General features: G+C 59.8%; 23 protein-coding genes and 1 tRNA gene. 13 read left to right on the forward strand and 11 right to left on the reverse strand.

Annotated features, from left to right (window positions below):
* Positions 1–82: 82 nt before the first annotated feature.
* From ftsH to GF108_RS05730, 6 genes are all read left to right on the forward strand, one after another.
* Complete coding sequence (gene ftsH / locus GF108_RS05705; RefSeq protein WP_027231269.1) at positions 83–2017, forward strand: ATP-dependent zinc metalloprotease FtsH; 1935 nt, start codon at positions 83–85, stop codon at positions 2015–2017.
* A gap of 209 nt (positions 2018–2226) precedes the next feature.
* A complete protein-coding gene (gene glmM / locus GF108_RS05710; RefSeq protein WP_027231270.1) occupies positions 2227–3573 on the forward strand; it encodes a phosphoglucosamine mutase in 1347 nt (448 codons plus the stop codon).
* Positions 3574–3798: 225 nt separating this feature from the next.
* Complete coding sequence (locus tag GF108_RS05715; protein WP_153667165.1) at positions 3799–4584, forward strand: outer membrane protein; 786 nt, start codon at positions 3799–3801, stop codon at positions 4582–4584.
* A gap of 181 nt (positions 4585–4765) precedes the next feature.
* On the forward strand, positions 4766–5941 hold the full coding sequence (locus GF108_RS05720; protein WP_153667166.1) for a phosphoserine transaminase: 1176 nt from the start codon (positions 4766–4768) through the stop codon (positions 5939–5941).
* Between the two features lie 74 nt (positions 5942–6015).
* Positions 6016–7611 (forward strand): phosphoglycerate dehydrogenase, encoded by a 1596-nt coding sequence (gene serA / locus GF108_RS05725; protein ID WP_027231273.1) that lies wholly within the window; start codon positions 6016–6018, stop codon positions 7609–7611.
* Between the two features lie 17 nt (positions 7612–7628).
* The gene (locus tag GF108_RS05730; RefSeq protein WP_153667167.1) at positions 7629–8144 is read left to right on the forward strand and encodes a GNAT family N-acetyltransferase; all 516 of its coding nucleotides are present in this window, start codon (positions 7629–7631) and stop codon (positions 8142–8144) included.
* On the opposite strand, the gene GF108_RS05735 is transcribed toward GF108_RS05730, so the two are convergent.
* Complete coding sequence (locus tag GF108_RS05735) at positions 8122–9033, reverse strand: DMT family transporter (RefSeq protein WP_153667168.1); 912 nt, start codon at positions 9031–9033, stop codon at positions 8122–8124. The genes GF108_RS05730 and GF108_RS05735 overlap by 23 nt on opposite strands.
* A 192-nt stretch (positions 9034–9225) precedes the next feature.
* Here GF108_RS05735 and GF108_RS05740 point away from each other — a divergent pair, with 192 nt between their 5' ends.
* The gene (locus tag GF108_RS05740; protein ID WP_091921156.1) at positions 9226–10518 is read left to right on the forward strand and encodes an adenylosuccinate synthase; all 1293 of its coding nucleotides are present in this window, start codon (positions 9226–9228) and stop codon (positions 10516–10518) included.
* Between the two features lie 47 nt (positions 10519–10565).
* Complete coding sequence (locus tag GF108_RS22685; protein WP_153667169.1) at positions 10566–12245, forward strand: transcriptional regulator; 1680 nt, start codon at positions 10566–10568, stop codon at positions 12243–12245.
* 66 nt (positions 12246–12311) lie between these two features.
* Here the strand turns inward: GF108_RS22685 and rpoH are convergent, their stop codons facing one another.
* Both rpoH and GF108_RS05755 read right to left on the reverse strand, forming a co-directional pair.
* Positions 12312–13220: an RNA polymerase sigma factor RpoH gene (gene rpoH, locus GF108_RS05750; protein ID WP_027231278.1), complete on the reverse strand. Its 909-nt coding sequence runs from the start codon at positions 13218–13220 to the stop codon at positions 12312–12314.
* A gap of 231 nt (positions 13221–13451) precedes the next feature.
* Entirely contained in the window at positions 13452–14456 is a 1005-nt protein-coding gene (locus tag GF108_RS05755) for an RluA family pseudouridine synthase (protein ID WP_153667170.1), read from the reverse strand.
* 54 nt (positions 14457–14510) lie between these two features.
* On the opposite strand from GF108_RS05755, the gene GF108_RS05760 reads away from it, so the two are divergent.
* Together GF108_RS05760 and GF108_RS05765 are read left to right on the forward strand one after the other, a co-directional pair.
* The gene (locus GF108_RS05760) at positions 14511–14909 is read left to right on the forward strand and encodes a fimbrial protein (RefSeq protein ID WP_153667171.1); all 399 of its coding nucleotides are present in this window, start codon (positions 14511–14513) and stop codon (positions 14907–14909) included.
* 84 nt (positions 14910–14993) lie between these two features.
* A tRNA-Glu gene (locus GF108_RS05765) sits at positions 14994–15068 on the forward strand.
* 37 nt (positions 15069–15105) lie between these two features.
* Here the strand turns inward: GF108_RS05765 and GF108_RS05770 are convergent.
* Complete coding sequence (locus GF108_RS05770) at positions 15106–15819, reverse strand: DUF2270 domain-containing protein (protein WP_153667172.1); 714 nt, start codon at positions 15817–15819, stop codon at positions 15106–15108.
* 88 nt (positions 15820–15907) lie between these two features.
* The gene (locus GF108_RS05775) at positions 15908–17134 is read right to left on the reverse strand and encodes a TIGR03862 family flavoprotein (protein ID WP_153667173.1); all 1227 of its coding nucleotides are present in this window, start codon (positions 17132–17134) and stop codon (positions 15908–15910) included.
* 182 nt (positions 17135–17316) lie between these two features.
* Here GF108_RS05775 and GF108_RS05780 point away from each other — a divergent pair, with 182 nt between their 5' ends.
* Both GF108_RS05780 and GF108_RS05785 read left to right on the forward strand, forming a co-directional pair.
* Positions 17317–17955, forward strand: coding sequence for a hypothetical protein (locus GF108_RS05780; protein ID WP_153667174.1), 639 nt, complete (start codon positions 17317–17319; stop codon positions 17953–17955).
* Between the two features lie 18 nt (positions 17956–17973).
* Complete coding sequence (locus GF108_RS05785; RefSeq protein ID WP_153667175.1) at positions 17974–18675, forward strand: glycosyltransferase; 702 nt, start codon at positions 17974–17976, stop codon at positions 18673–18675.
* Between the two features lie 45 nt (positions 18676–18720).
* Here the strand turns inward: GF108_RS05785 and GF108_RS05790 are convergent, their stop codons facing one another.
* Positions 18721–19911 (reverse strand): alpha-hydroxy acid oxidase, encoded by a 1191-nt coding sequence (locus GF108_RS05790; RefSeq protein WP_153667176.1) that lies wholly within the window; start codon positions 19909–19911, stop codon positions 18721–18723.
* Positions 19912–20065: 154 nt separating this feature from the next.
* On the opposite strand from GF108_RS05790, the gene GF108_RS05795 reads away from it, so the two are divergent.
* Positions 20066–20989: a 2-hydroxyacid dehydrogenase gene (locus GF108_RS05795; protein WP_153667177.1), complete on the forward strand. Its 924-nt coding sequence runs from the start codon at positions 20066–20068 to the stop codon at positions 20987–20989.
* Positions 20990–21030: 41 nt separating this feature from the next.
* On the opposite strand, the gene purU is transcribed toward GF108_RS05795, so the two are convergent.
* The 5 genes from purU to cobG form a co-directional block, all read right to left on the reverse strand.
* Entirely contained in the window at positions 21031–21885 is an 855-nt protein-coding gene (gene purU / locus GF108_RS05800; protein ID WP_153667178.1) for a formyltetrahydrofolate deformylase, read from the reverse strand.
* Between the two features lie 168 nt (positions 21886–22053).
* The gene (gene cobJ, locus GF108_RS05805; protein ID WP_153667179.1) at positions 22054–23472 is read right to left on the reverse strand and encodes a precorrin-3B C(17)-methyltransferase; all 1419 of its coding nucleotides are present in this window, start codon (positions 23470–23472) and stop codon (positions 22054–22056) included.
* A complete protein-coding gene (locus tag GF108_RS05810) occupies positions 23469–24209 on the reverse strand; it encodes a precorrin-2 C(20)-methyltransferase (RefSeq protein ID WP_153667354.1) in 741 nt (246 codons plus the stop codon). The genes cobJ and GF108_RS05810 overlap by 4 nt, the downstream gene beginning before the upstream one ends.
* Positions 24209–24835: a precorrin-8X methylmutase gene (locus GF108_RS05815; protein ID WP_153667180.1), complete on the reverse strand. Its 627-nt coding sequence runs from the start codon at positions 24833–24835 to the stop codon at positions 24209–24211. The genes GF108_RS05810 and GF108_RS05815 overlap by 1 nt, the downstream gene beginning before the upstream one ends.
* Positions 24835–26199: a precorrin-3B synthase gene (gene cobG / locus GF108_RS05820; RefSeq protein ID WP_153667181.1), complete on the reverse strand. Its 1365-nt coding sequence runs from the start codon at positions 26197–26199 to the stop codon at positions 24835–24837. Before cobG ends, GF108_RS05815 begins: the two co-directional genes overlap by 1 nt.
* Positions 26200–26235: the final 36 nt, after the last annotated feature.

Genomic DNA, 26235 nt, shown 5'->3' on the forward strand with positions numbered 1-26235 from the left:
GCCAGCCTTGGCAAGGCCACGCTTCGAACCTATGTTACGTTAAAATTCCGCATCCTTGCGGTTGTGATTGATGGGACCCGATATGAATCCTAACTACAGGAACTTCGCTCTGTGGGCGATTATCGCCTTGCTGCTGATCGCGTTGTTCAACCTTTTTCAAAGCCCCACCTCGCGCTCGGCATCGAGTGATGTTCCCTATTCGCAGTTCATTACCGACGTGAATAGCGGCCGCGTGAAATCCGTTACGATTTCCGGCAATCGCATCACCGGCACCTATTCGGACAATGGTTCGACCTTCCAGACCTATTCGCCCGGCGATGCCGGCCTCGTCGGCCGTCTCGAAAGCAAGAATGTCCAGATCGCCGCGCGTCCGGAGACCGATGGTTCCACTTCGCTTGTCGGCATGCTGATTTCCTGGCTACCCATGATACTTATCCTCGGCGTGTGGATTTTCTTCATGCGCCAGATGCAGGGTGGATCGCGTGGCGCCATGGGCTTTGGCAAGTCCAAGGCCAAGCTTTTGACCGAGGCGCATGGACGGGTAACCTTCCAGGATGTCGCCGGTGTTGATGAGGCCAAGGAAGATCTGGAAGAGATCGTCGAATTCCTGCGCGACGCGCAGAAATTCCAGCGGCTCGGCGGGCGCATCCCGCGCGGCGTGCTGCTGGTAGGCCCTCCCGGCACAGGTAAGACATTGCTGGCCCGCGCCATTGCCGGCGAAGCCAACGTGCCGTTCTTCACCATCTCTGGTTCCGACTTCGTTGAAATGTTCGTCGGTGTCGGCGCGTCCCGTGTCCGTGACATGTTCGAACAGGCGAAGAAGAATGCGCCCTGCATCATCTTCATCGATGAAATCGACGCGGTTGGTCGCCATCGTGGCGCTGGTCTCGGCGGCGGCAATGACGAGCGCGAACAGACACTCAACCAGTTGCTGGTCGAGATGGACGGCTTCGAGGCCAATGAGGGTGTTATTCTCATCGCCGCAACCAACCGTCCCGACGTGCTCGATCCTGCGCTGCTGCGTCCGGGCCGTTTCGACCGCCAGGTCGTTGTTCCCAATCCGGACGTCACCGGCCGCGAAAAGATCCTGAAGGTGCACGCGCGCAACGTCCCGCTGGCACCGAATGTCGACCTCAAGATTCTTGCTCGCGGCACCCCCGGCTTCTCCGGCGCCGATTTGATGAATCTCGTCAACGAAGCTGCCCTGATGGCCGCCCGCCGCAACAAGCGCCTTGTCACCATGCTCGAGTTCGAGGATGCGAAGGACAAGATCATGATGGGTGCGGAGCGCCGCTCGACCGCGATGACGCAGGCCGAGAAGGAACTCACCGCCTATCACGAGGCCGGGCACGCAATTGTCGCACTCAACGTCGAAGTTGCCGATCCGCTGCACAAGGCAACGATCATTCCGCGCGGCCGTGCGCTCGGCATGGTCATGCAGTTGCCGGAAGCCGATCGCTACTCGATGAGCTACAAGTGGATGATCTCACGCCTTGCCATCATGATGGGCGGGCGCATCGCCGAAGAACTCAAGTTTGGCAAGGAGAACATCACCTCGGGCGCGTCCTCGGACATCGAACAGGCCACCAAGCTGGCTCGCGCCATGGTCACCCGCTGGGGCTTCTCCGACAAGCTCGGGCAGGTCGCCTACGGCGAGAACCAGGAAGAAGTGTTCCTCGGCCATTCCGTTGCCCGCACCCAGAACGTTTCGGAAGAAACGGCGCAGTTGATCGACGCGGAAGTTCGCAAGCTCATCGACGATGCCTATAATCACGCGCGTTCAATCCTGACCAAGAAGAAGAAGGAATGGATCGCCATCGCCGAGGGCCTTCTCGAATATGAGACGCTGACGGGCGAGGAAATCAAGGCCTTGATGGCCGGCGGCAAGCCCGCCCGCGACCTCGGCGACGATACCCCGCCCTCGCGTGGATCGGCTGTTCCGAAGGCCGGATCGGCCAAGAAACCCCGCAAGGGCGATGAGCCCGACAAGGGTCTTGAGCCCCAGCCACAATCCTGATGGTGGATGCAACTTCTACAAACGGCCGGTGAAAACCGGCCGTTTGTACGAATTGTTCATGCATTGTCCCTAAGTATAATCGCTACACAAATTGTGAGATGCGGAATAGAAGGTCTTTTGCAATAAGCTTCACAAGACCAAGGTCAGGCACACGAGGCTGCATTCCTGTCTTTCCGGATATCAGACAGCCCTAGATTCGGATAACCAGCATGGCGCGCAAATATTTCGGCACGGATGGCATTCGCGGACAGGCAAACGCCTATCCCATGACCCCCGACATCGCAATGAAAGTCGGCATGGCCGTCGGCCTTACGTTCAAGCGCGGCGAGCACCGCAACCGCGTCGTTATCGGCAAGGATACGCGGCTTTCAGGGTACATGATCGAGAACGCCCTTGTCGCCGGCTTCACCTCGACCGGGATGGATGTATTCCTGCTCGGCCCGATTCCGACACCCGCTGTTGCAATGCTCTGCCGCTCGCTGCGCGCCGATATCGGCGTGATGATATCGGCTTCACATAACCCCTATTTCGACAATGGCATCAAGCTGTTCGGACCGGACGGTTTCAAGCTTTCCGACGAGATCGAACTTCAGATCGAACGTCTGATGGACGAGAACCTGTCGGATCGCCTGTCGAGTTTCGACAATCTCGGACGCGCCAAGCGTGTCGATGGCGACATCTATCGCTACATCGAATTTGCCAAGCGCACGACGCCGAAGAATATCTCGCTCTCGGGCCTCAGGATCGTCGTCGACTGTGCCAATGGCGCAGCCTACAAGGTCGCTCCTGCCGCCCTCTGGGAACTCGGGGCGGAAGTGATCACAATCAACGACAAGCCGAACGGCACCAACATCAACGAAGACTGCGGTTCGACCCACCCGCTCGGCCTGATCAAGAAGGTGCACGAGGTGCGGGCCGATATCGGCATCGCGCTCGATGGCGATGCCGACCGCGTGCTGATCGTCGATGAAAATGGCGCCATCATCGACGGCGACCAGCTGATGGCGGTCATCGCACAATCGTGGCAGGAGACGGACAGGCTCGTCGGCGGCGGCGTCGTTGCAACCGTCATGTCCAATCTCGGCCTCGAACGCTTCTTGATGGACCGGGGACTGACCCTCGCCCGCACGCAGGTCGGAGACCGCTACGTGGTCGAGCACATGCGCAACCATGGCTTCAATGTTGGTGGCGAGCAGTCCGGTCACATCGTTTTGTCCGATTTCTCGACAACGGGCGACGGCCTGGTCTCCGCCTTGCAGATTCTCGCCGTCGTGCAGGAACAGGGACGTCCGGTCAGCGAGGTTTGCCGCAAGTTCGACCCCGTACCGCAGCTCTTGAAGAATGTGCGCACCACTGGTGGCAAGCCGCTTGAAAACAAGAACGTGAAAAGCGCGATCGACGAAGCGCGCGATCGTCTCGGCACGGCCGGCCGCCTTGTGATCCGCCCGTCCGGCACCGAACCGCTGATCCGCGTCATGGCGGAGGGCGACGACCGCAAGCTGGTCGAGGCGGTGGTCAACGATATCATTTCCGTGATTTCGTCTTCGGCGGCCTAACCGGCCGCAATCCATTAACAAATAATAACGAAAGCGGGCCCCATTCGGGCCCGTTTTGTTGTTAAGGGTCTCATTCTACTCAAAGCTGTATTCCGTTAACCTTAATAGACATGGTGAACAAACACGGTTAAGCGGGACTTAACCTTTTACGCCCATATTTCCCTCACAACCATCTGTGGCAATCGCCGCGCTTTCCAACCATGGGGCTTTGTGAGGAATAGAGTAATGAGCACATTCAACAAATTTGCTGCCATGGGCGCAGCTATCATGAGCCTGGGCGCGGCACCGGCCCTCGCGGCAGACATGATCCAGGATCCGGTGGTGGAAGTTGCGCCTTTCGGCGGTTGGTATCTTCGCGGCGACATCGGCATGAGCAACCAGCAGTTCGATCATCTCGACTATGTCGGGTTTGCCGATCCCGCCTATCATACCTTTTTTAACGATGGCGACTTCGACGCCGGCATGACGGCGCAGATCGGTGTCGGCTACCAGTTCAACGACTGGCTCCGGGCCGACGTGACCGGGCAGTATCGTGGCAAGACCGATTTCAGTGCGCTGGACTTCTACGATATCGATGGCGACCTCACCACTACGGATGACGCGGCCACAAATGAATACCATGCCAAGAAGTCGGAATGGCTGTTCCTCGCCAATGCCTATGCTGACCTTGGTACCTATGCCGGAATCACGCCCTATGTAGGCGCGGGTATCGGCGCATCGCGCAATACGATTTCGGGCTTCACCGACAACAATATCATTACTGGCGGCGGCGGCTATGCCGGCAGCGCCTCGCAGTGGGAACTCGCCTGGGCGCTGCACGCCGGTGTCGGCATCAAGGCGACCGATCGCATGACCATCGATATCGGCTACAGCTATGTCGATCTCGGCGACGGCAAAACCGACAATGCCTTTAACTACATCAACTCGCTGACCCGCGAAAATCCTGAACCCTTCAAGTTCAAGGATATTACCTCCCACGACTTCAAGGTCGGCGTTCGTTACGCTTTCTGATTGAGTGAACCGTCGAACTTCAACGGCAGGTGTCAGCACCTGCCGTTTTCGTTGGAGTTCGCCAGAAATTCATGTCGCAGCCAAACATATTTCTTGACTGCCAGCGACATTTCTCCTAGGTCCCGGAGTGGGCCACCTCTCCCCAACGAGAGGCGTGCTATCTGTGAGGATAGGAGAAAACATGACTACGCTTGTAAAGCCGGCCCAGCGCCCGGCTAATCCCAATTTTTCATCAGGTCCCTGTGCTAAACGTCCCGGATGGTCGCATGCTGCGCTTTCCGATGCAGCGCTTGGCCGTTCGCATCGCGCCAAGGTCGGCAAGACCAAGCTGAAGCAGGCCATCGACCTTACCCGTGAGATTTTGCAAGTTCCTGCCGATTACCGCATCGGCATCGTTCCGGCCTCCGATACGGGCGCCGTCGAAATGGCGCTCTGGTCACTGCTGGGCGAGCGCGGCGTCGACATGGTCGCATGGGAAAGCTTCGGCGCCGGCTGGGTGACCGATGTCGTCAAACAGCTGAAGCTCGCCGATGCCCGCACGATCGAAGCCGGCTACGGCGAACTGCCAGACCTTTCCAAGATCGATTTCGACCGCGACGTGGTCTTTACCTGGAACGGCACAACGTCCGGCGTGCGCGTTCCGAGCGGCGACTTCATCCCTGCGGACCGCAAGGGCCTCACCATCTGCGACGCAACCTCGGCCGCATTCGCACAGCGCCTTGATTTCGCCAAGCTCGATGTCGTCACCTTCTCCTGGCAGAAGGTTCTCGGCGGGGAGGGCGCACACGGCATGCTCATCCTCAGCCCGCGCGCGGTCGAGCGGCTTTTGACCTATAAACCTGCTTGGCCCCTGCCGAAGATTTTCCGCCTCACCTCCGGCGGCAAGCTCATCGAAGGCATTTTCTCCGGCGAGACGATTAACACCCCCTCCATGCTCTGCGTCGAGGATTACCTTGATGCGTTGAACTGGGCGAAGTCGGTGGGAAGCCTCGATGGACTCGTTGCCCGCGCCGACAGGAACTTCGCGGCGATCGACGCCTTTGTCGAACGTACGCCATGGCTTGCCAATCTGGCAAAGGATCCGGCAACCCGGTCGAACACCTCCGTTTGCCTGACCATCGTCGATCCTGAGATCACCGCGCTCGATGCCGACGCTCAGGCCAGCTTTGCCAAGAACCTCGTAGCTGCCCTCGAAAAGGAAGCCGTCGCCTACGATATCGGTGCCTATCGCGATGCTCCGTCGGGTCTGCGTATCTGGGCCGGCGCCACTGTCGAGACGGCTGACCTCGAGGCCTTGATGCTGTGGCTGGATTGGGCGTTCGAAGCCCAGAAGGCCGAACTGAAGAAGGCCGCCTAGGTCTCCAGGCTAAAGCCGGCCGCAGCATTGCGGCCGCCCCTCCCATTTATCCGATTTCAACGATGGAGGCCATGATGGCACCGCGCGTACTCGTATCCGACAAACTCTCCCCCACCGCCGTCCAGATCTTCAAGGATCACGGTGTCGAAGTCGATTACCTGCCGGATCTCGGCAAGGACAAGGACAAGCTGCTTGAGGTTATTGGCCAATATGATGGCCTTGCCATTCGCTCGGCGACAAAGGTCACCGAGAAGCTGATTAGCGCAGCGAAGAACCTCAAGGTCATTGGCCGCGCCGGTATCGGCGTCGACAATGTCGACATCCCGGCTGCTTCTCGCCGCGGTATCATCGTCATGAATACCCCCTTCGGCAATTCGATCACAACGGCTGAGCACGCCGTTGCATTGATGTTCGCCGTCGCCCGCGAACTGCCTGAGGCCGATGCTTCAACGCGCGCCGGCAAGTGGGAAAAGAACCGTTTCATGGGTGTCGAGATCACCGGCAAGACGCTCGGTGTTATCGGCTGCGGCAATATCGGCTCGATCGTCGCCACGCGCGGCGTTGGCCTCAAAATGCATGTCATTGCCTTCGATCCGTTCCTTTCCGAGGGGAGGGCGGAGGAACTCGGCGTTGAGAAGGTCGAACTCGACGAGCTTCTGACCCGTGCCGATTTCATCAGCCTGCATACGCCGATGACCGACAAGACGCGCGGCATCATCAACGCCGACGCGATCGCCAAGATGAAGGACGGTGTTCGCATCATCAACTGTGCCCGCGGCGGTCTCATCGTCGAGAAGGACCTCGTCGCCGCCCTCAAATCCGGCAAGGTCGCCGGCGCCGGCATTGACGTCTTCGAAGTCGAGCCTGCTACCGATAACGAGTTGTTCCATCTGCCGAACGTCGTGTGCACACCGCACCTCGGCGCATCGACCAGCGAAGCGCAGGAAAACGTCGCCCTGCAGGTCGCAGAGCAAATGTCGGATTACCTGATCAAGGGCGCGGTTTCCAACGCGATCAACATGCCTTCGATCACCGCGGAAGAAGCGCCGCGCCTCAAGCCCTTCGTCAAGCTTGCCGAAGTCCTTGGTGCTTTCGTCGGCCAGGTTACGGAAGAGCCGATCGAGGAAGTCGAAGTGCTGTTCGATGGAGCGACGGCGGCGATGAATACGCGGGCATTGCTCAGCGCGACGCTAGCCGGTCTCATCCGTCCGCAGGTCGCCGATGTGAACATGGTTTCCGCGCCGATCATGGTGAAGGAACGCGGCATCATCGTTTCCGAGATCCGTCGTGACAAATCCGGCGTGTTCGACGGGTATATCAAACTGACGGTGAAGTCGGCGTCGATGACACGCTCGATCGCCGGCACCTGCTTCTCCGATGGCAAGCCGCGCTTCATCCAGATCAAGGGTATCAACCTCGACGCGGAGGTCGGGCAGCATATGCTCTATACGACCAATAACGATACGCCGGGCATGATCGGCTTGCTTGGTACGATCTGCGGCAACAATAAGGTCAACATCGCCAACTTCGCGCTTGGGCGCGATGCGCCCGGCGGCAATGCCATTGCCATGCTCTATCTCGACGAGCGCATCCCGGACAATGTCCTTGAGGAACTACGGGTCAACAAGGCAATTGTTTCGGCCAAACCGCTGGAATTCAACATCGCTTGATTGTACGGATGTCGGTCATGGCATCCGAACATAGCGATCTCCGTTGGCGTTTGATGGAAGCGAGGGACCTTGCTTCCATCACTGCCATGGCCGAAGTCATCCACCCGGATTTCCCGGAGGATGACAGCGTTTTTCGCGAGCGCATGCGGCTTTATGGCGATGGCTGTTTCGTGCTCGAATCGCCCGGCGGCGCTCTTCACGGCTACGCGGTCACCCACCCGTGGCAACTTTATGCGATGCCTGCGCTCAATAGCCTGCTCGTCGAATTACCCGCCCAACCTTCCACCTACTACCTGCACGATATCGCCCTCATGCCGACGGCCCGCGGTAGCGGCGCAGCGGCGCGCATTGTTGCCATTCTTGCCGAGCAGGCCAGGCGGGAAGACCTCGCCAATATGTCTCTGGTCTCGGTCAACAACTCGGTTGGATTCTGGGAAAAGCAGGGCTTCAAGACAGAAAACCTGCCAGAGCTTGAAGCAAAGCTCAAAACCTATTCGGAGGACGCGCGTTTCATGGTCCGCCAGCTTCGCTGATCGCGGCATGCTTGCGTCCGCTGAGTTCGGCGATCCAGATGCCGCCAAGCACAAGCACAAGGGCGCTGCCGTGGTAAGGGTGGAACTCTTCGCGGAGCAAGGCCACCGCGAGAAGCGTACCGAAGATCGGGACCGCATTGATGAAGAGGCCGGCGCGGTTGGCGCCGATATATTCGACGCCCTTGAGGAAAAGCACCTGTGCGGCAAGTGAAGGCAAGATAGCGGTATAGAGGACGACCATGGCGCCGGTCGTGTCCGGCGGCATCAGCGCGCCGCGCTGCCATTCCCAGAGCGTGAACGGGATCGCGGTCAGAAACGCGAAAAAGGTCATTGCCGTCATCAGGCTCTGCCAGTTGATCGCGGGCCGGAACCGCAGTGCCACCGTGTAACCGCTATAGAGCAGGACTGCGAGGATCATCAGCGCGTCGCCAAAATTGACTTCAAGCCGGGCCAATTGGCTGAAGCTGCCGTGGCCCGCGGTCAGCGCTACGCCAACGAGGGAAAGGCTGAAGCCGATGATCTGCCCGGCGCGAACGGGCGTGCCGAACAGCAGGAGATTTGCAACGAAAATCACCATCGGTATGCCGGCCTGCTCGATCGTAACGTTAATCGCGGACGTATAGTTGAGTGCGCTGTAGAGCGCCATGTTGAAGAAGGTGAAGCCGAAGGCGCCAAGGGCGGCGAGCAACCACAAATGTTTGCGCAGCATTGTCCAGTCGCGCTGCACTTGTCTGACGCTGATGGCGGCAATGATCAGAAAGGCGAGCAGCCAGCGCAAAAGCGTGAGGAGCATCGGCGAGATATGGCCGACTGCAAACTTGCCGGCAACAGCATTGCCGCCCCAAAAAAGCGCGGTTAGCAGCAGAAATATGTAGGCGGTTCGATTCATGTTTTGCAATCTATTCGGGGTGGTTGCGAAACCACTATCTGGATGCAACGGCAGGGACGTTTATTGCCAGGATAAAGGTAAATAGGTTGCGTGATAGCCGAAAGAATTGTCGCGCTTTTATGAACCAGCCTGTATAGAAGCACCGCATTTGAAGAAAAATGCACGACGAGGTTATGACTCGAGGAGTTTTGAATGGCAAATGTTGTTGTGATCGGTTCCCAGTGGGGTGATGAGGGCAAGGGAAAGATCGTTGATTGGCTTTCCGAACGGGCAGATATCATCGTTCGCTTTCAGGGCGGTCACAATGCAGGTCATACGCTGGTCGTCGATGGCGTCACCTATAAGCTGTCACTCCTGCCCTCCGGCGTCGTGCGTCCCGGCAAGCTGTCGATCATCGGCAACGGCGTCGTTTTCGATCCGCATGCCTTCATCGCCGAGAAGAAGAAACTGGAAGCCCAGGGCGTGGTCATTACCCCGGATACGCTGAAAATCGCCGAAAATACGACCCTGATCCTGTCGATCCATGGCGAACTTGACCGGCGGCGGGAAGCTTCGAACGCGGGCACCAAGATCGGCACCACCGGCCGCGGCATTGGTCCAGCCTATGAGGACAAGGTGGGACGCCGCGCCATTCATGTTCTCGACCTTGCCGACCCGGACACGCTGCCGGCAAAGATCGAGCGCCTGCTTGCGCACCACAATCCGCTTCGCCGTGGTCTCGGCATCGAAGAGGTCGATGGGGAAAAGCTTCTCGCTGAACTCAACGACGCCGCACCGCACATCCTGCCCTTCATGGACCGTGTGTGGTATGTGCTCGACCAGAAGAAGCGGGCCGGCGAGCGTATCCTTTTCGAGGGGGCGCAAGGCACGCTCCTCGACATAGACCATGGTACCTATCCGTTCGTTACCTCATCCAACACCGTTGCCGGGCAGGCTTCCGCAGGTTCGGGCATTGGCCCTGGCTCCCTGCATTATGTGCTTGGCATCACCAAGGCCTACACGACGCGCGTCGGCGAGGGGCCCTTCCCGACAGAACAGCAGAATGAAGTCGGGCAGTTCCTCGGCGAGCGCGGTCACGAATTCGGGACGGTTACCGGGCGCAAGCGCCGTTGCGGCTGGTTCGACGCGGTGCTGGTGCGCCAGGCGGTTGCCAATAACGGCATCAGCGGGATCGCGCTCACAAAGCTCGATGTCCTCGATGGCCTCGAGGAGATCAAGGTTTGCACCGGCTACGAACTCGACGGCGAAGTGATCGATTATCTTCCGGCGGGGCAGGGTCAGCAGGCGCGGGTCAAGCCCGTCTACGAGACGCTCGAAGGCTGGAAGGGAACCACGGCCGGCGCACGGAGCTGGAGCGAGCTTCCGGCGCAGGCAGTCAAGTATGTGCGCTATATCGAGGAATTGATCGGCGCGCCGATCGCTTTGCTGTCCACCAGCCCCGAACGCGACGACACGATACTTGTTACCGATCCGTTTCATGACTAGACTCGGATTGTCCTAGAATCTCACAGCAAAACCATAGGTTTGGGTGAATGGCAGACTTCGTTGCAGTATTGAGGAAAACAATTGACGGGATCGCGGACCCAACGCCCGAACTTCGTCAACGTGTATATGCAAAAGCTCGTGCAACGATTGAGCAGAAGCTTGCGGCGCTGAACGCCCCGGAAGCCGCGGCGACGCGCCAGATAAGGGCGCTCGAAGACGCTATCGCCGAGGTAGAGTCGGAATTCACGCCGGCCATCGAGGATACGCCGCCACCGCCGGTGGAAGCAAAGCCGGTCTCACCGCCACCATCATCGACGCCGCCGCACTTCAAGTTTACGCCCATCATGGATCCGGAACCGGAGCCTGAAATCAAGGCGCCGGAACCCCTGCCTGCACCGCCGGAGCCACCCAAGCCCGCGCCGCCCAGCGTAACGCCGGGCTTCACGAAGATAGGTTCGCAGCCCGACGCCCTTGAAGATTTTCTGACAAGCCACGGCGCCGGCATCGATAAGCGGAGCGAGCCCGAGGACGACAGGCTTCCTGACGAAGATGTATTGGCTGAATCCGCGACCGGGTTTGCCGCACGCAATAAATCTGGCCGAGGCCCGGAAGAAGAAGACGAAAACGATCTGACGGTCGCCGCGGAAGATCGCGGGGCGGGCGATTATGGCGTGTACACGCGCGGCCCCCTAAAGCGCTCGGCGCCGAAGAAGTCGCTGGTGCCGCTCCTCGCCATTCTTGGCCTTCTCCTGGTCATTGCCGGTGGCGGCTATGCCGGATGGGTCTACAAGGACAAGCTTTCCGAACAAGCTTCAGCGGCCAAGACCTGGCTTGCCAGCCTGACCAGTTCCAAGACCGAACCGCAGGCGCCTGCGGAAACCGCCAACAATGCGCCGGCCACGACTCCCGCCGAGCCAGCCGCGCCTGCACCGACGCCGCAAGCCACTGCGCCAGCCGCAACGCCGGAGAGCACCGAGCCCAAACCCGAGCCGAAGCTGACGCAGCGCCTGATGCCGGATGGACAGGAGGTCAATCCCGGTCCCGCCAACGACAAGCCTTCGCTCGGCGAGGGAACGTCCGTTGCGGCATCGACACCGGACCAATCGGCAAAGCCGGCCGCACCCCCGGCCGAACAGCAGGCCGCAGGCCAGACACAGCAACCGGCCGCCCTGCCGATCGGACAAAAAGCCTTCTTCTATGAGGAACGCTCCGGGCAGGAAGCCGGAACCGCCGATGCTGGCGCGGTCGTCTGGTCAGTGGTGCAGGAATCGCCCGGCAACGACCTGCCGCCGGAACCTGCGATCAAGGCTGAGGTTACCATTCCTGGCCGAGGCATAAACCTGCGCATGATCATCCGGCGCAATGGCGACAAGACCTTGCCCGCGAGCCATCTCGTCGAGATGATCTTTACCGTTCCGGAAGGCTTCCCCGGCGGGTCGATCGAAAATGTCTCGCGCATGACCTTCAAGGATACGGAACAGGCGCCGGGCAGCCCCCTCGTCGCCATACCGGCGAAGATCGCGGACAACTTCTTCATCATTGCGATGAACGACGCCAAAACGGCGGTCGATACCAACATGGCCCTGATGGGCCGCCAATCGTGGATCGATATTCCGATTGCTTACAAGACCGGACGCCGGGCGCTGATCACGCTCGAAAAGGGCTTGCCCGGCGAGAAGGTTTTCAACGACGTCCTGAAATCCTGGGCAGACAAGGCCGGCGGTTAGGATTACGCGTGATGATATGAAAAAGGCCGCTTCGAGCGGCCTTTTTTGCGTTCAGTGCTGGCGGAACTAGCGACTGTCACTCATCGAGACGAGCGCCTTCTGCTGCTTGATGGCGGCTGCCTTGACGGCATCCTGCACCTTTTCGAAAGCGCGGACCTCGATCTGGCGTACACGCTCGCGGCTGATGCCGAACTCGGTCGACAGATCCTCGAGTGTGACCGGATCATCTGCCAGGCGCCGCGCCTGGAAGATACGGCGTTCGCGGTCATTGAGCGACGACATCGCACCGGACAGCATTTCCCGCCGGCTTTCGAGTTCGTCCTGCTCGATCAGCATGTCCTCGGCGCTGTCGTGGTCGTCGACCAACCAGTCCTGCCAGTCGCCGCCGGCTTCGCCGTCGGCCGAGCGGATCGGCGCATTGAGCGAAGCATCGCCGGAAAGGCGTCGGTTCATCGAAATGACCTCGTCTTCCGATACGCTGAGTCGCGTTGCGATCTCCTTGACCTGTTCCGGGTTCAAATCGCCATCGTCGAGCGCCTGAATCTTGCTCTTCACCTTACGCAGGTTGAAGAACAGGCGCTTCTGGTTGGCGGTCGTGCCCATCTTGACCAGGCTCCACGAGCGCAGGACATATTCCTGGATAGAGGCCTTGATCCACCACATCGCATAGGTTGCAAGGCGGAAGCCGCGCTCCGGTTCGAAACGCTTCACAGCCTGCATCAGGCCGACATTGCCTTCGGAAATGACTTCACCGATCGGCAGGCCATAGCCGCGATATCCCATCGCAATCTTGGCGACGAGACGCAGATGGCTGGTGACGAGCTTGTGTGCCGCTTTCGGATCGGAATGCTCAAGATACCGCTTGGCGAGCATGTACTCTTCTTGCGGCTCGAGCATCGGAAAGCGTCGGATTTCTTCAAGGTAGCGGGTCAGTCCACCATCCCCGCCGAGAACACTAGGAAGATTTTGGGCCACAGGGCACCCTCCTCATTTGAAATGAACCCCCATTATCGGCAGGTCCGCAACATCCGGCCACCCACAAATTGGCGCTGGCGGATTCGTGCCATCAACATATAGGTACTATTTTGTCAAAATCACGATCTATTAAGCGACGAAACAAGCTGTCACATAAACGTGAACAATAGAGTCATGTTTGGGGTTTGCGTTCACTAAAACGTGGCATGGCAAAGAATGTTCCGCTGCTTATTAAAGCGCAGTTGTGCGGAAGGCGTCAAGTAACTCGGCCATATCCGGCGGCACGGGCGCTTCAAAGTGCATGACTTCGCCTGTCGAAGGATGTTCGAAGGCGAGAAGCTGCGCGTGGAGCGCCTGGCGCGTAAAGCTCTTGACGATCCCCTGCAGCGGTTCGGCCAATTTGTTCGCCTTGGTCTTATAGGCGCTGCCATAGTCGAGATCCCCGACGAGAGGATGGCCGATATGCGCCATGTGTACGCGTATCTGATGCGTGCGCCCCGTTTCGAGCCGGCATTCGATCAAGGCAGCAAGGGCGGTCGCGTCGTCCTTCGCGCCGAATTTCTCCATGACCTCGAAATGGGTGACGGCGTGGCGGGCGTCGTCGCGCTCCTCATGTACCACGGCCTGCTTGGTGCGGTCGCGGTGGGATCGGCCGAGGGGTGCGTCCACGGTCCCGGTCTTGCGATCGGGCGTGCCCCAGACGATCGCGAGATAGGCGCGTTCCAGATCGCCCGTCCGCCCATGGTCGGCAAACTGGGCGCTCAGATGGCGATGCGCGAGATCGTTCTTCGCAACGACCATGACGCCGCTGGTTTCCTTGTCGAGGCGATGGACGATACCCGGGCGCTTTACCCCGCCAATGCCCGATAATGTATCGCCGCAGTGGTGGATCAGCGCATTGACGAGTGTGCCGCTCCAATTGCCGTTGCCTGGATGAACGACGAGGCCGGCGGGCTTGTTGATGACGATGAGATCGCTATCCTCGTAAAGAATATCGAGGGCGATTTCCTCGCCCTGCGGCGTTGCATCCACGGGTTCGGGGACGGCAATCGCGATGCTCGCGCCTTCGCGCAGCTTGTGCTTGGCTTCGCGGATAACCCTGCCGTCGATGCTGACCTGGCCTTCGCCGATAAGCGACTGGATGCGATTGCGCGACAGATCGGGCGCCAATTGGGCTGAAAGCCACGCATCCAGCCGCTTGCCAGCCGCTTCGCTATCGGTAATTAACTCTTTCAAAGACCGCGTCCCTTCGTTACAGAGGCTTGGTTTCGAAACCTCGGAGATGCCTTAATGGCTCAAATCAACCAAGAACTCGATGCGGAAGAACAGCCGCTCGATCCGGCGATGGAGCGGGTGCGCCGCAAGATGATACGGCTGCTCGCCGTATCCATCGGCATCATGGTTGTGGGTCTTATGGCCGTGCTGGCGGCGATTGTCTACAAGATTAACCAGCCGGTTCCCGAGGTCGCAGCGGCGGTGCACCAGACGGTTCCGGGGCAGCCGATCGGCGAGGCATTGGCCGGCGAATCGATCACGCTCGAACCCGGCACGCGCATCCTTTCCCACAATCTGTCGAACAATTCGCTTTCGCTGGAAACACGGCTTGCCGACGGCACGCGGCAGATTCTGGTCTATGACGTTGCAACAAAGCGCGTCGTGGCGCGCATTGGCGAGGCTCCCGGGAAGTAGGGCAGGCTGTCGGATTACGACAGCAACAAATCATTATTGCACTTTACCGCCAGCTTGATTATACCGCGAGAAGCAACTCGCTAAGCGCCCATCGTCTAGCGGTCAGGACGGCGCCCTCTCACGGCGCAAACAGGGGTTCGATTCCCCTTGGGCGTACCAATACTGCCTCGCATCTATGTTTATAGGTTCTCGTCGTTCAGACGTGGACTTCGCCGTGCTCTTTTTCGTCCGGGTCGGTCAGCAGCGCGAGATAGCCGAGCCACACATAGAACATCACCACGCCGGCCACCACGAGCCAGCCGGGGAGCGGTCCAAAGGTGGCGTTGCGGACGATCTCGGCCAGCGATCCGGCCACATCATGTACCGCCCCGCCATCCTGCAGTTTCGGCGTCGAAATCTTCAATACCCAGGCGAGGAGCAGGACCATGAACATCCAGATATAGTTGCGGCGCAGCCGCCGCGACATTGCTGCCCGGGTAGAGATCATGAATTTCGGTCTGCGCAGATCCTCGCCGATCAGGTGGCCCCATTTGGTGTCCGGATCCGGCATCGGATCGAGGATCTGAGCGAAATAGTGCTTCTCGAGCTTGCGAACGCGGCCACGATAAACATCGAAAAAGCGGTATCGGCGTGCCTCGATCAGGAGCAGCAGCTGTACCAGGATCATGGCGAAGATCAGGACGCCATGGTGGGATGTCGGCGTTGAGAGGGAGAGCGACAGCATTGCCGCAACGCCGGTGATGGCCCAGTTGGTTGTTCGGTCTATCCGGTCGCGCCAGCCTGCCATGCGGCCCATTTCCGCGCGGTGATAGTGCGAGAGCACGGTAATGTATTCAGCTGAAGTTGCCGGCAGCGGCGGCGAGGTCCAGCGTGTCTCCCCGCCGGCTGCGGCATCTCGAAGGTCGTCCATATCAGCCTCCCAACCGATATTTTGCCCCCTTAAGGAGAGTACATCAAACAGACGGAATATGCTGAAAAATCATCGCCAAACGGCGTTTTCAATTATCCAGAAATGCCGCCATGCCGCGCGCCGCGGCGCGCCCTGTGGCAAAGCAGGCGGTGAGGAGATAACCGCCTGTCGGCGCCTCCCAATCCAGCATCTCTCCGGCGGCAAAGACGCCCGGGATCGACTTGAGCATGTAATTCTCGTCGAGGCCCTCCCATTTTGTACCGCCGGCCGATGAGATGGCTTCGGCGATGGGGCGCGGCAGAAGCAGGGGCAGTTTCAAGCTCTTTATGCTTCCGGCGAGACGCAACGGGTGGGCAAGATCGGCCGGACTCGCATAGGCCCTGAGGAGCGCCGACTTGACGCCGTCGATGCCGGCGCCCTTGCGCAGGCGATTGCTGAAACTTGCCTTGTGATCCTGGCGCGCAAGGTCGCGGGCAAGCCGCTCCTCGCTGCGTCCAGGCGCAAGATCGAGCACCAGTTCTGCCCGCCCCTCACGCTGGAGCCGGTCGCGCAGTGCGGCAGAATGGGCGTAAACCAGGCTTCCCTCGATGCCATGCGTGCTGATCACGAATTCGCCGGGCAAAGAGCCTGCATCCGATGTTGCCGTGACCGACTTCACCGGCACGCCTGCGAATCGATCGCGAAATCCGTCATCCCAGGCGACGTCGAAACCGCAATTTGCCGGACGAAGGCCAGCCATCGGCACGCCCGTAGCGGCAAGCAACGGCTGCCAGCGTCCGTCAGAGCCAAGTTTGGGCCAGCTCGCACCACCAAGCGCCAGCAGCGTGGCAGCGTTGTGGATGATTGTTGGCCCGTCAGGCGTTTCGAATGCGCAGCCGCCTTCGGTAAAGCCAATCCAGCGATGACGTGGCTTGAGCACGACACCGCGCTGCTGCAACCGGGCAAGCCAGGCGCGCAGCAAGGGCGAAGCTTTCATGACCTTGGGAAAGACGCGGCCGGAGGAGCCAACGAAGGTCTCAGTGCCAAGTTCGGCCGCCCACTGGCGGACATCGTCCGGCGTAAACGCATCGAGCGCCGCGCGCAGGCGACCTGAGGCAGGGCCGAATCGCCCGGCAAATCGGGCGTAAGCTTCGGAATGTGTGATGTTGAGCCCGGATTTACCGGCGAGGAGAAATTTGCGGCCAAAGGTCGGCATGCTGTCGTAGACGGTGACAGTATAGTCTCCCGATGCGGACAGCCCGTCGGCGGCCATCAGTCCGGCCGGTCCACCGCCGATGATAGCGACGGCTTTGACTCGTCGCGGGTCATTTGACATTTAAGTTTCCCTCCGCAGCGCTCATCGCCCGATCATCCGTCGACAAAGCATTCAACTACACCATGTTGACTCGCGATGGTGCCCAGTACATTAGTCGTACGACGAAAGTCTAAAACGAAGTGTGCGCGTAGCCTTCAAAAAGGTGATTCCACGCCGCCCGGACGAGCAACACGAAACCATTAATGTCTTCCATTCCCCATCACAGCGAACGTAAGACGATGTTCATCGTCGGTAACGGTCCGATCAAGGACAACCTCTCCGAGGATGTCGATCGTGCAGATTGTGTTGTCCGCTTCAACGAGCCCAAGTCATCGAAGGGCATGTCCGGGGTCAAGACCGACATTCTGTTCGTGTGCAATTCCGGCAAGCCGATGCAGCGCCGCCTGACCGATCCGAACTATTTCGGCTCTCCGATCGTCCAGGGCGCGTCCGAAGTCATTTTTGCCTATCACCCGCAGATCATCGCCGAATATTTCCGCCAGCCGCATCTCCTCTCGCGGCTCAAGGGCCGGCGCGGTGACTGGACCTTGCAGGCAATCGACGCTTTCGGCGCAGCGGGCAAATCGGTCCTGATCCTGCCGCCCCGGTTTTACAAGGATGGCTGTGCTGCGCTCGGTATTCCCGAAGCTGCGCGCCGGGAGGTGTTCCCGAGCACCGGCTACTTCGGCCTGACCTATATCCTCCAACATTATGACCCGGCGGAATGGAAGATCGTCCTTTGCGGGTTCAGCTGGGAAGGCTGGCGCCGCCACTCCTGGGGCGACGAGCGCAAATGGGTCATGGACAGGGTTGAACAGAACATCCTCAACGTCATCGTATGAAGCTGGAAGCGAGGTCATATGAACAGGGAACTTGATATCTATATTGGCTGGGATTCACGCGAACCCATTGCCTACGAGGTTGCAAAGAGCACTATCCTCAAACATGCGAGCATTCCGGTCAACGTGATCCCGATCAAGCTGGAAGAGCTTGTCGAGAAGGGGACCTATACCCGCGACATCGACCCGCTGGCTTCAACCGAATTCACCTATTCGCGCTTCTTCACCCCGTGGCTTGCCGGCTACAAGGGCTGGGCGCTGTTTTGCGATTGCGATTTCCTGTTCTTCTCCGACGTGGCCAAGCTTCTGGATTACCGCGACGAATCGAAGGCAGTCATTTGCGTCAAGCATGACTACACCCCCAAGGAAGGTACCAAGATGGATGGCAAGGTGCAGACCAGCTATCCGCGCAAGAACTGGTCGTCCTTCATGCTCTTCAACTGCGAGCATCCGTCAACGCGCCAGCTGACGCCGAAATTGATCAACCGCGAAACCGGCGCCTATCTCCACCGGATGCAGTGGGCGAAGGATGATGAGATCGGCGAAGTTCCGGTCGAATGGAACTGGCTCGAAGGTTGGAATGAGAAGCCTGCCAGCGGCTATCCCAACGCCGTGCATTTCACCAATGGCGGCCCATGGTTCAAGAATTGGCAGAACGTCGATTATGCCGACGAATGGCGTTCAGCGGCAGACGCGGTCGATCCCACCTGGAAGGCGATCTGAATTGTGAAAAAAGCCCCGGGCGACCGGGGCTTTTTGTGCTCATGCTTATGATGCGCGCTTGGTCTTGACTTCGGCCATGCGCGGTTTTGTTTCGAGCCCGCTCTTGTAGAGATTGTTGCGGTCGAGGTTCTTCACGTCGCGCTCGCCGCACAGCGCCATGGTAATGTCGAGTTCCTTGCGGATGATTTCGAGCGCCTCGCTCACGCCCTGCTTGCCGCCAGCGCCGAGGCCGTAGAGGAAGGCGCGTCCGATGAAGGTGCCCTTTGCGCCGATGGCGAGTGCCTTCAGGACGTCCTGACCGGATCGGATGCCCCCGTCGAACAGCACTTCGATCTTGTCGCCGACGGCGTCGACGATTTCGGCAAGCACTGAAATCGAGGAGGGCGCGCCATCGAGCTGACGTCCGCCATGGTTGGAAACGATAATCGCGTCGGCGCCGGTCGATACGGCCATCTTTGCATCTTCGACGTCGAGAATGCCCTTGATGATGATCTTGCCGCCCCAGCGTTCCTTGATCCAGGCGACGTCGCTCCAGGAGAGGCGAGGGTCGAACTGTTCCGCCGTCCAGACCGATAGTGACGAGAGATCGCCGACACCCTTGGCGTGGCCGACGATGTTGCGGAAGGTGTGCCGTTTTGTCTTCAACATGCCGAGGCACCATTGCGGGCGCGTCATCATCTGCCAGATGTGCTTCGCAGTGAATTTCGGCGGTGCGGAGAGGCCGTTGCGAATATCCTTATGGCGCTGGCCGAGAATCTGCAGGTCGAGCGTCAACACGAGAGCGGAGCATTTGGCAGCCTTGGCGCGGTCGATGAGATTGTAGATGAAATCACGGTCGCGCATCACGTAAAGCTGGAACCAGAACGGCTTCGTCGTCGCTTCGGCGACGTCCTCGATCGAGCAGATGCTCATGGTCGAAAGCGTGAAGGGAACGCCGAACTCTTCGGCCGCCTGTGCCGCCAGGATCTCGCCATCGGCATGCTGCATACCGGTAAGCCCGGTCGGCGCCAGAGCCACAGGCATCGATACCTTCTGGCCGATCATCGTGCTTTCCAGCGTGCGGTCGGTCATGTCGACGGCTACGCGCTGGCGCAGCTGGATCTTGCGAAAATCCTCTTCGTTGGCGCGGTAGGTGCTTTCCGTCCAGGCGCCCGAATCCGCATAATCGAAGAACATCTTCGGTACGCGCCGCTTGGCAATTCGCTTCAGATCATTGATTTCAACTGATTTTGACATTTTTCCGTCCCGAGGCCTTGGTCCTTGTTTTTCATACTAATTGATAGGGTGGCGCAAGCACCAGAACCAAATATTGTGTAAGGGTTTGTGTTTGAGTCATCAGTTTCGCTATGGTCAGGAAAGCCCATTGAATTGAACGAACAGGATGTGACGAATGCCAAAGCAACCGCTTCTCGTACTCGGGCCGTTGATGCCCTATCTCCTTGAAGAACTCGAAAAGCGCTATGCGGTGGAAAAGCTCTACGAGGAAAAGGATGCGCTCGGTTTCCTCGAAAAGAATGCAAGCCGGTTTCGCGCCGCTGTAACAAGCACGTTTACCGGGCTAAAGGCCGACATGATCGACCTTTTGACGGCGGTCGAGATTGTTTCGTCATTCGGCGTCGGCACGGATTCTCTCGATGTTGCCTATGCGGAGAAGAAGGGCATCAAGGTCGCGAACACGCCGGATGTACTCAACGAAGATACCGCCAACATGGCGATCGTGCTCCTCCTTGCCGCAACCCGCGATCTTGTGGCCAATGATCGCTTCGTGCGCTCAGGGCGCTGGGCCAGGGGTGAGAATGCACCCCTTGCGCTCGGCATCGAAGGAAAGAAGGTCGGTCTCGTCGGGCTCGGTCGCATCGGCAGCGTCATTGCGCGCAAACTTGAGGCATTTGGCTGCGACGTCGTCTATCATACCCGCAACAGGAAGCCGGACGCGCCCTACACCCATTATGACGATCTCGTCGCCATGGCGCGCGACTGCGCTGCCCTTATCGCCATCCTGCCCGGCGGCGCGGCGACGCAGGGAATTATTTCACGCCAGGTGCTGCAAGCGCTCGGTCCTGAGGGAACTTTCGTCAACATTGCGCGCGGTACCGTCGTCGATGAGACCGCACTCGTGGAACTGCTGCAGTCAGGCGAACTGGGCCGCGCCGGCATCGACGTGTTTGTCGACGAACCAAATGTTCCAGAGGCGCTGTTCAAGCTCGATAATGTGGTGCTGCAGCCGCACATGGGCAGTGCGACGGTCGAAACCCGGAAGGCGATGGCCGACCGGGTCGTCTCGAACCTCGAGAAATATTTCGCGGCTAACTAACTTTCCCAAGCCGGCTGCGGTGGCAGCCGGTACGTGTCTGCCTAGCCGAAAACCACGGTCTTGTGGCCGTTGAGCATGACGCGGGATTCGAGGTGCTTCTTCACCGCGCGGGCGAGCACGCGGCTTTCGATATCGCGGCCGGTGGCGACAAAGTCCTCGGCGCTCATCGCATGACTGACGCGCTCGGTCTCCTGTTCGATGATCGGGCCTTCGTCGAGATCCGGCGTGACATAGTGGGCGGTGGCGCCGATCAGCTTGACGCCGCGCTCATGCGCCTGGTGATAGGGCTTTGCGCCCTTGAAGCTCGGCAAGAACGAGTGGTGAATGTTGATCACCTTGCCGTAGAGCCGCTTCGAAAGGTTGTCGGACAGAACCTGCATGTAGCGGGCGAGGACGACGAGATCGGCGCCACTGTCCTTGACGATCTTCAGGAGGGTTTCTTCCTGGTCGCGCTTGTTGTCCTTCGATACCGGCAGGACGTAATAGGGAATGCCCTCATGCTCGGCGAAACGACGGCTGTCCTCATGATTGGAGACGATGGCGGCAATTTCGGCATCAAGCCAGCCGACGCGGATCTGGTAGATCAGATGTTGCAGCGCATGGTCAAACTTCGACACCATGATGATGATCTTCGGCTTTTTCGCCTGGTCGGCGAGGCTCGTCTTCATGTCGAAGCGGTCGATGGCGGGCTTCAACCCCCGTTCGACATCGTCCTTGGTCGTCCCTTCCGCCGCGGTGAAAGCGATGCGCATGAAGAAGCGGTTGGTCTGCCGGTCCCAGAACTGGTTGCTCTCGGCAATATTGGCATCCATGCCGGCAAGTTCGGTCGTCACCGAGGCGACGATGCCGGGACGGTCTTCGCAGGTCAGGGTCAAAACGTAATTCTTGTCAGGCATGGTAGCTCCGGATGCAGGCATTCTGGTCTTGGCGGATCATAGTGAGCGCCATTAAAGGGCGGCGATACAAATGCGAAGTGCTCAGTCCTTTTTCCGGCATCGGCGCGCAGCGTCAAATGAACTTTCCTCACTCAACGATGAGTTTTATCGCGAAAGGCCCGCGGCAAGTCAGGATTGCGGCTTCGTCCCATACCAACGCGGCGTATAGACCCAGCTGCCACCATCGGCGCGGGGGAAACTTACCGTATGGGACGATCCGACAATCACCACCGTGCGCATATCAACTTGCTCCGGCGTCAATTCGCCAAGGGTAATGGTCCGCAGCGTTTCGCCCGGCCTGCCTATGTCGCGGCCGAGAACCACGGGCGTCGCGGCATTGCGATACTGACGCAGAATTTCGATCGCACGCGGCAGCTGCCACGGGCGCGGCTTGGAAATAGGATTGTAGAAGGCCATGGCAAGGTCCGCTTCGGCGGCAAGCGCGATGCGCTTCTCGATGATCTCCCACGGCTTGAGATTGTCGGAAAGCGAAAGAATGCAGAAATCGTGGCCGAGCGGGGCGCCACTGCGGCTTGCCGCCGCCATCGCCGCCGAAACGCCGGGCAGAATTTCGAGCTCGACGGCATGCCAGGCCGGATCTTGCGATTCGTGCAGCGCCTCGACCACTGCGGCGGCCATGGCGAACACGCCGGGATCGCCGGAAGAAATCATCACCACGGAACGGCCGGTCGCCGCCAATTCGAAGGCATGGCGGGTGCGCCGCATTTCCTCGCGATTGTCGGTCATGTGGATCGTCTGATCCGGCCGGAAAGGCCCCGCCATCCGCACATAGGTTTCGTAGCCGAGCACATCTTCGGCTCGTTGCAGCGCCTGTTTGACGGCCGGAATCATGAAGTCAGGATCACCGGGACCTAGACCGATAACGGACAGACGGCCGCGCTTTCGAGGGGCAGGACTGTTCTGCGGCACTGTCTGAAATACGAGTTCGCCTTTTCCGGGAGCGGCATCGTCGGAGGTCACGCGAATGAGCAGATCGGCGTTCTCATCCACGGGCAGGCGCGCTTGCTCTAGCCAGGGAGCATTGCCCTCGATCCTCACCGTCTTGCCGGCGAGCAGATCCGCGATGAAGATCTTTGCATCCTCCGGATTTTTAAGCACATAGCCCGGGGGAGGATTGAGCAGGCACGTGCCGAAATGCAATTCACCAGAGGTGGTGATCGCCGGAGCAACATTCAGGACATCGGCGATCTGCCTCGCGAGGACGTTGACGCCGGTTGTGCCGCCGAGCAAGGGAACGACGGCCGACCCGTCATCGGCGCCGGCAAGCACGGGGGGCTCGCCTGCCTTGTTGCCGAGAAGCGGCGCCAGCGAGCGTATGGTGATGCCGGCGGCGCAAAGGGCGAGAATAGCGTTACCGCGCGAATAGTGCTCGCGGATCGTATCGCCGAAATTGGCGAATGACTGGTCAGCGCCCTCAACGCGGCCTTCGAGGCCCAGGACCGTTGCGCCTTCTATACCCGCCTTGATGCGCCGCGCCGTTTCGATGCCGCGTACGGAAAGCACGAAAATGCTGAGCGGGGAGGTCATTCGCCGCTGCCTTGCCACTTCTCGCCCGGGACGAGGATGAGCGAAAAATAGGGCGACGTTTCGGGATCGACTTCGGCGAGCGGAATGATCCGCTGCGCTTCCATGGTCGCCCGTTCCACGTAGAGCGCGCGGTCCATGAGGCCGAGTTCTTCAATGACGCCCCGAACCTTGCCGAGGTTTTTGCCGAGCTTCATGATTGCCGCTGCCTCCGTGGCGGCAAGGCGCGTCTTCAAATCGTCTGCAGGCAGGACGCCGGACAAAACGGTAAGCGTCTGATTACGGTAGACCAGCGGCGCGCCCAGCACGGCTGCGCCGCCGAGAATCGAGCAGACGCCGGGTACGACTTCGGTCTCGTAATCTTCCGCCAGCCGGTCGTGGATATACATGAACGAGCCATAGAAGAACGGATCGCCCTCGGCGATCACGGCGACGTCGCTGCCGGCATCGAGATGGCGGCGCAACAGGCCGGTGATTTCACCATAGAAGTCGCTGACGATCGCCTCATAATTCATATGCGCCGGCAGGATCTCAGTTGTAACCGGATAGACGAGCGGGACCAGAAGCTGGTTGTCCCTGAGATACTGTTCGACGATGGTCAGCGCGTTGCCCTTCTTGCCTTTGGCGGCATGATAGGCAACGACCGGCGCTCCCTGCAGCAGGCGCAGCGCCTTCAGGGTGATGAGTTCGGGATCGCCGGGACCAACGCCCAGCCCGAAGAGCCGTCCCTTTTGCGGCATCATTCCTTCTCCGAGGCAAGCGCGTTGATGGCTGCCGCCGCCATGGCGCTGCCGCCGCGCCGTCCATGCACGACGACATAGGGTATGCCGCGGCTGTTTTCGGCAAGGGCTGCCTTCGATTCCATGGCCCCGACGAAACCGACGGGAAAACCGAGGATCAGCGCAGGTTTCGGAGCGCCAGCATCGATCATTTCGAGGAGCCGAAAGAGCGCGGTCGGCGCATTGCCAAAGGCCACGACGGCGCCAGCGAGATGCGGGCGCCAGAGTTCAAGCGCCGCCGCCGAGCGGGTATTGCCGAGTTCGCGCGCCAGTGCCGGCACGGACGGATCGTTCAGCGTGCAGACGACATCGTTATTGGCAGGAAGCCTTGCGCGGGTGACACCCTCGGCCACCATGCGCGCATCGCAAAGGATCGGCGCACCGTTCAAAAGCGCGTTGCGGCCGGCGGTCCCTGCACCTTCGGAGAAGGCGAGGTCATCAATAACGTCCACCATGCCGCAGGCATGTGCAACGCGCACGGCCAATTTTTCGAGATCGGCGGGGATGCGGCTGAGATCAGCCTCGGAACGGATGATGGCGAACGAGCGATCATAGATCGCCTGGCCGTCGCGAATATAATCTAGCATTAACTGGCCCCGAAATTCTTGCCGATCAAATCGGCCGCTTCCTCGATAGTGACATTGGCAGCCAATAGCTTGCCAAAACGCGACGGTCCATTGGTCGCTTGCAGAAAGATGTCATAGTGGCCGGGCGCTGTCGCAACCAACGTAATGGGACGTGCCCCGGGCGATGCGCAGGATTTCATGCAGCCGCTCACATGTATCTGCGGGGAAGCGGATGTCGGGCCCAGCAGGGCAGCAAGCTTCAACCCGTCGGCCTGGGTGGCGGCGAGGGCGGAACCGCAACCGGCTGATCCCGAACAACTGATCATCGTTGCGAGCGGCGTTTCAGGGTCTGAGTGCAGGCCCAACGCTTCGAGTCGAGCGAGGACGCTCTGGGCCCCAGCCTTCGCAACCCCCGGCAATAGGATGCTTTGCCAGGGCGTCAGGCGCAGGTGGCCATTGCCCTGTTCTTGAGCCAGCGCAGCAAGGGCGACGAGCATATCGGGATCAAGACGGCCAAGGGCCGGCATGGCACCAATGAGGAAAGTGCTTGCGCTCTCAATCAGGACGCCGAGGTGTCCATGTGCCCGAGGCTGGCGTCTCAACCATTCGGCAGAAGCATCGTGTCCTACCGAATACCCGAGCCGTCGCTCCAACAGCTGCAGAAAGTCTGCCTCCCCAATCTCCGCAAGAAAGTGGCGCATGCGCGAAGCGGCGGGGTTGCACCGGCTCCATTCGAGAAACAGGTCGATAATGCTGGTAACGACCGCAAAGACCTCATCGCCGTTGACCCTCCCGAGCGCCGAGCGATCGTCTCGCCCCGTGGGGGGTACCCCGGCGATGCCGAATGCAAATTGCGACGCCTTGCTTTCGGGATCGATCGGGCTAACCCAGATATCGTGCGGGTGTTCAACCATGGCGACAGTCTCGCCGCCATCGACGAGCACCGAGAATTTCGGGGATAGCGTCTGATAGCAGGCATTGAGTTGCAAGGCCGTGAGCAGGCGGAGGGCGAGCGGGCGAACATCGACAAGCGCATGACCGACCCCGGCAACCGGACTGGCCATAACGTTACGGACATCATCACCGCGATCCGTGAGCGGCCCAAGTCCGGCATCGAGCAATGCAGATATCAGCGGGGCTTCCGTTTCCGTGCGAACGCCGCGTATCTGCAGGTTTGCGCGGTTGGTGATCTCGATGACGCCATTTCCAAACTTTTCCGCCGCTTCAGCCACCTGCCGTGCCTGTTCGGCGCTGAGTTCGCCAAAGGTGAGCTTTACCCGGCAAATGGCGCCATCAAGCGCCTTGGCCATGCGAAACAGGCCGGGACAGGCGGAACGCCGGTCTTCGACAGTAAAATTCAGGGCAATCGGCGCGCGCTGGCTCATGGTGTGACGGTTTTACAGGATGGCTGGCAGCGTGCC

Origin of the sequence: Phyllobacterium sp. SYP-B3895 (assembly GCF_009647635.1) — a bacterium.
Classification (GTDB): domain Bacteria; phylum Pseudomonadota; class Alphaproteobacteria; order Rhizobiales; family Rhizobiaceae; genus Phyllobacterium; species Phyllobacterium pellucidum.

Bases quoted from the DNA above. Each gene is read 5' to 3' on its own strand.
- serA (WP_027231273.1), top strand. From the start codon at position 6,016: ATGGCACCGCGCGTACTCGTATCCGACAAACTCTCCCCCACCGCCGTC.
- cobJ (WP_153667179.1), bottom strand. From the start codon at position 23,472: ATGACCTCCCCGCTCAGCATTTTCGTGCTTTCCGTACGCGGCATCGAA.
- GF108_RS22685 (WP_153667169.1), top strand. From the start codon at position 10,566: ATGGCAGACTTCGTTGCAGTATTGAGGAAAACAATTGACGGGATCGCG.
- GF108_RS05815 (WP_153667180.1), bottom strand. From the start codon at position 24,835: ATGCTAGATTATATTCGCGACGGCCAGGCGATCTATGATCGCTCGTTC.
- GF108_RS05730 (WP_153667167.1), top strand. From the start codon at position 7,629: ATGGCATCCGAACATAGCGATCTCCGTTGGCGTTTGATGGAAGCGAGG.
- GF108_RS05760 (WP_153667171.1), top strand. From the start codon at position 14,511: ATGGCTCAAATCAACCAAGAACTCGATGCGGAAGAACAGCCGCTCGAT.
- GF108_RS05770 (WP_153667172.1), bottom strand. From the start codon at position 15,819: ATGGACGACCTTCGAGATGCCGCAGCCGGCGGGGAGACACGCTGGACC.
- GF108_RS05810 (WP_153667354.1), bottom strand. From the start codon at position 24,209: ATGCCGCAAAAGGGACGGCTCTTCGGGCTGGGCGTTGGTCCCGGCGAT.
- GF108_RS05780 (WP_153667174.1), top strand. From the start codon at position 17,317: ATGTCTTCCATTCCCCATCACAGCGAACGTAAGACGATGTTCATCGTC.
- GF108_RS05775 (WP_153667173.1), bottom strand. From the start codon at position 17,134: ATGTCAAATGACCCGCGACGAGTCAAAGCCGTCGCTATCATCGGCGGT.
- ftsH (WP_027231269.1), top strand. From the start codon at position 83: ATGAATCCTAACTACAGGAACTTCGCTCTGTGGGCGATTATCGCCTTG.
- GF108_RS05715 (WP_153667165.1), top strand. From the start codon at position 3,799: ATGAGCACATTCAACAAATTTGCTGCCATGGGCGCAGCTATCATGAGC.
- purU (WP_153667178.1), bottom strand. From the start codon at position 21,885: ATGCCTGACAAGAATTACGTTTTGACCCTGACCTGCGAAGACCGTCCC.
- cobG (WP_153667181.1), bottom strand. From the start codon at position 26,199: ATGAGCCAGCGCGCGCCGATTGCCCTGAATTTTACTGTCGAAGACCGG.
- GF108_RS05795 (WP_153667177.1), top strand. From the start codon at position 20,066: ATGCCAAAGCAACCGCTTCTCGTACTCGGGCCGTTGATGCCCTATCTC.
- GF108_RS05720 (WP_153667166.1), top strand. From the start codon at position 4,766: ATGACTACGCTTGTAAAGCCGGCCCAGCGCCCGGCTAATCCCAATTTT.
- GF108_RS05740 (WP_091921156.1), top strand. From the start codon at position 9,226: ATGGCAAATGTTGTTGTGATCGGTTCCCAGTGGGGTGATGAGGGCAAG.
- glmM (WP_027231270.1), top strand. From the start codon at position 2,227: ATGGCGCGCAAATATTTCGGCACGGATGGCATTCGCGGACAGGCAAAC.
- GF108_RS05790 (WP_153667176.1), bottom strand. From the start codon at position 19,911: ATGTCAAAATCAGTTGAAATCAATGATCTGAAGCGAATTGCCAAGCGG.
- GF108_RS05785 (WP_153667175.1), top strand. From the start codon at position 17,974: ATGAACAGGGAACTTGATATCTATATTGGCTGGGATTCACGCGAACCC.
- GF108_RS05735 (WP_153667168.1), bottom strand. From the start codon at position 9,033: ATGAATCGAACCGCCTACATATTTCTGCTGCTAACCGCGCTTTTTTGG.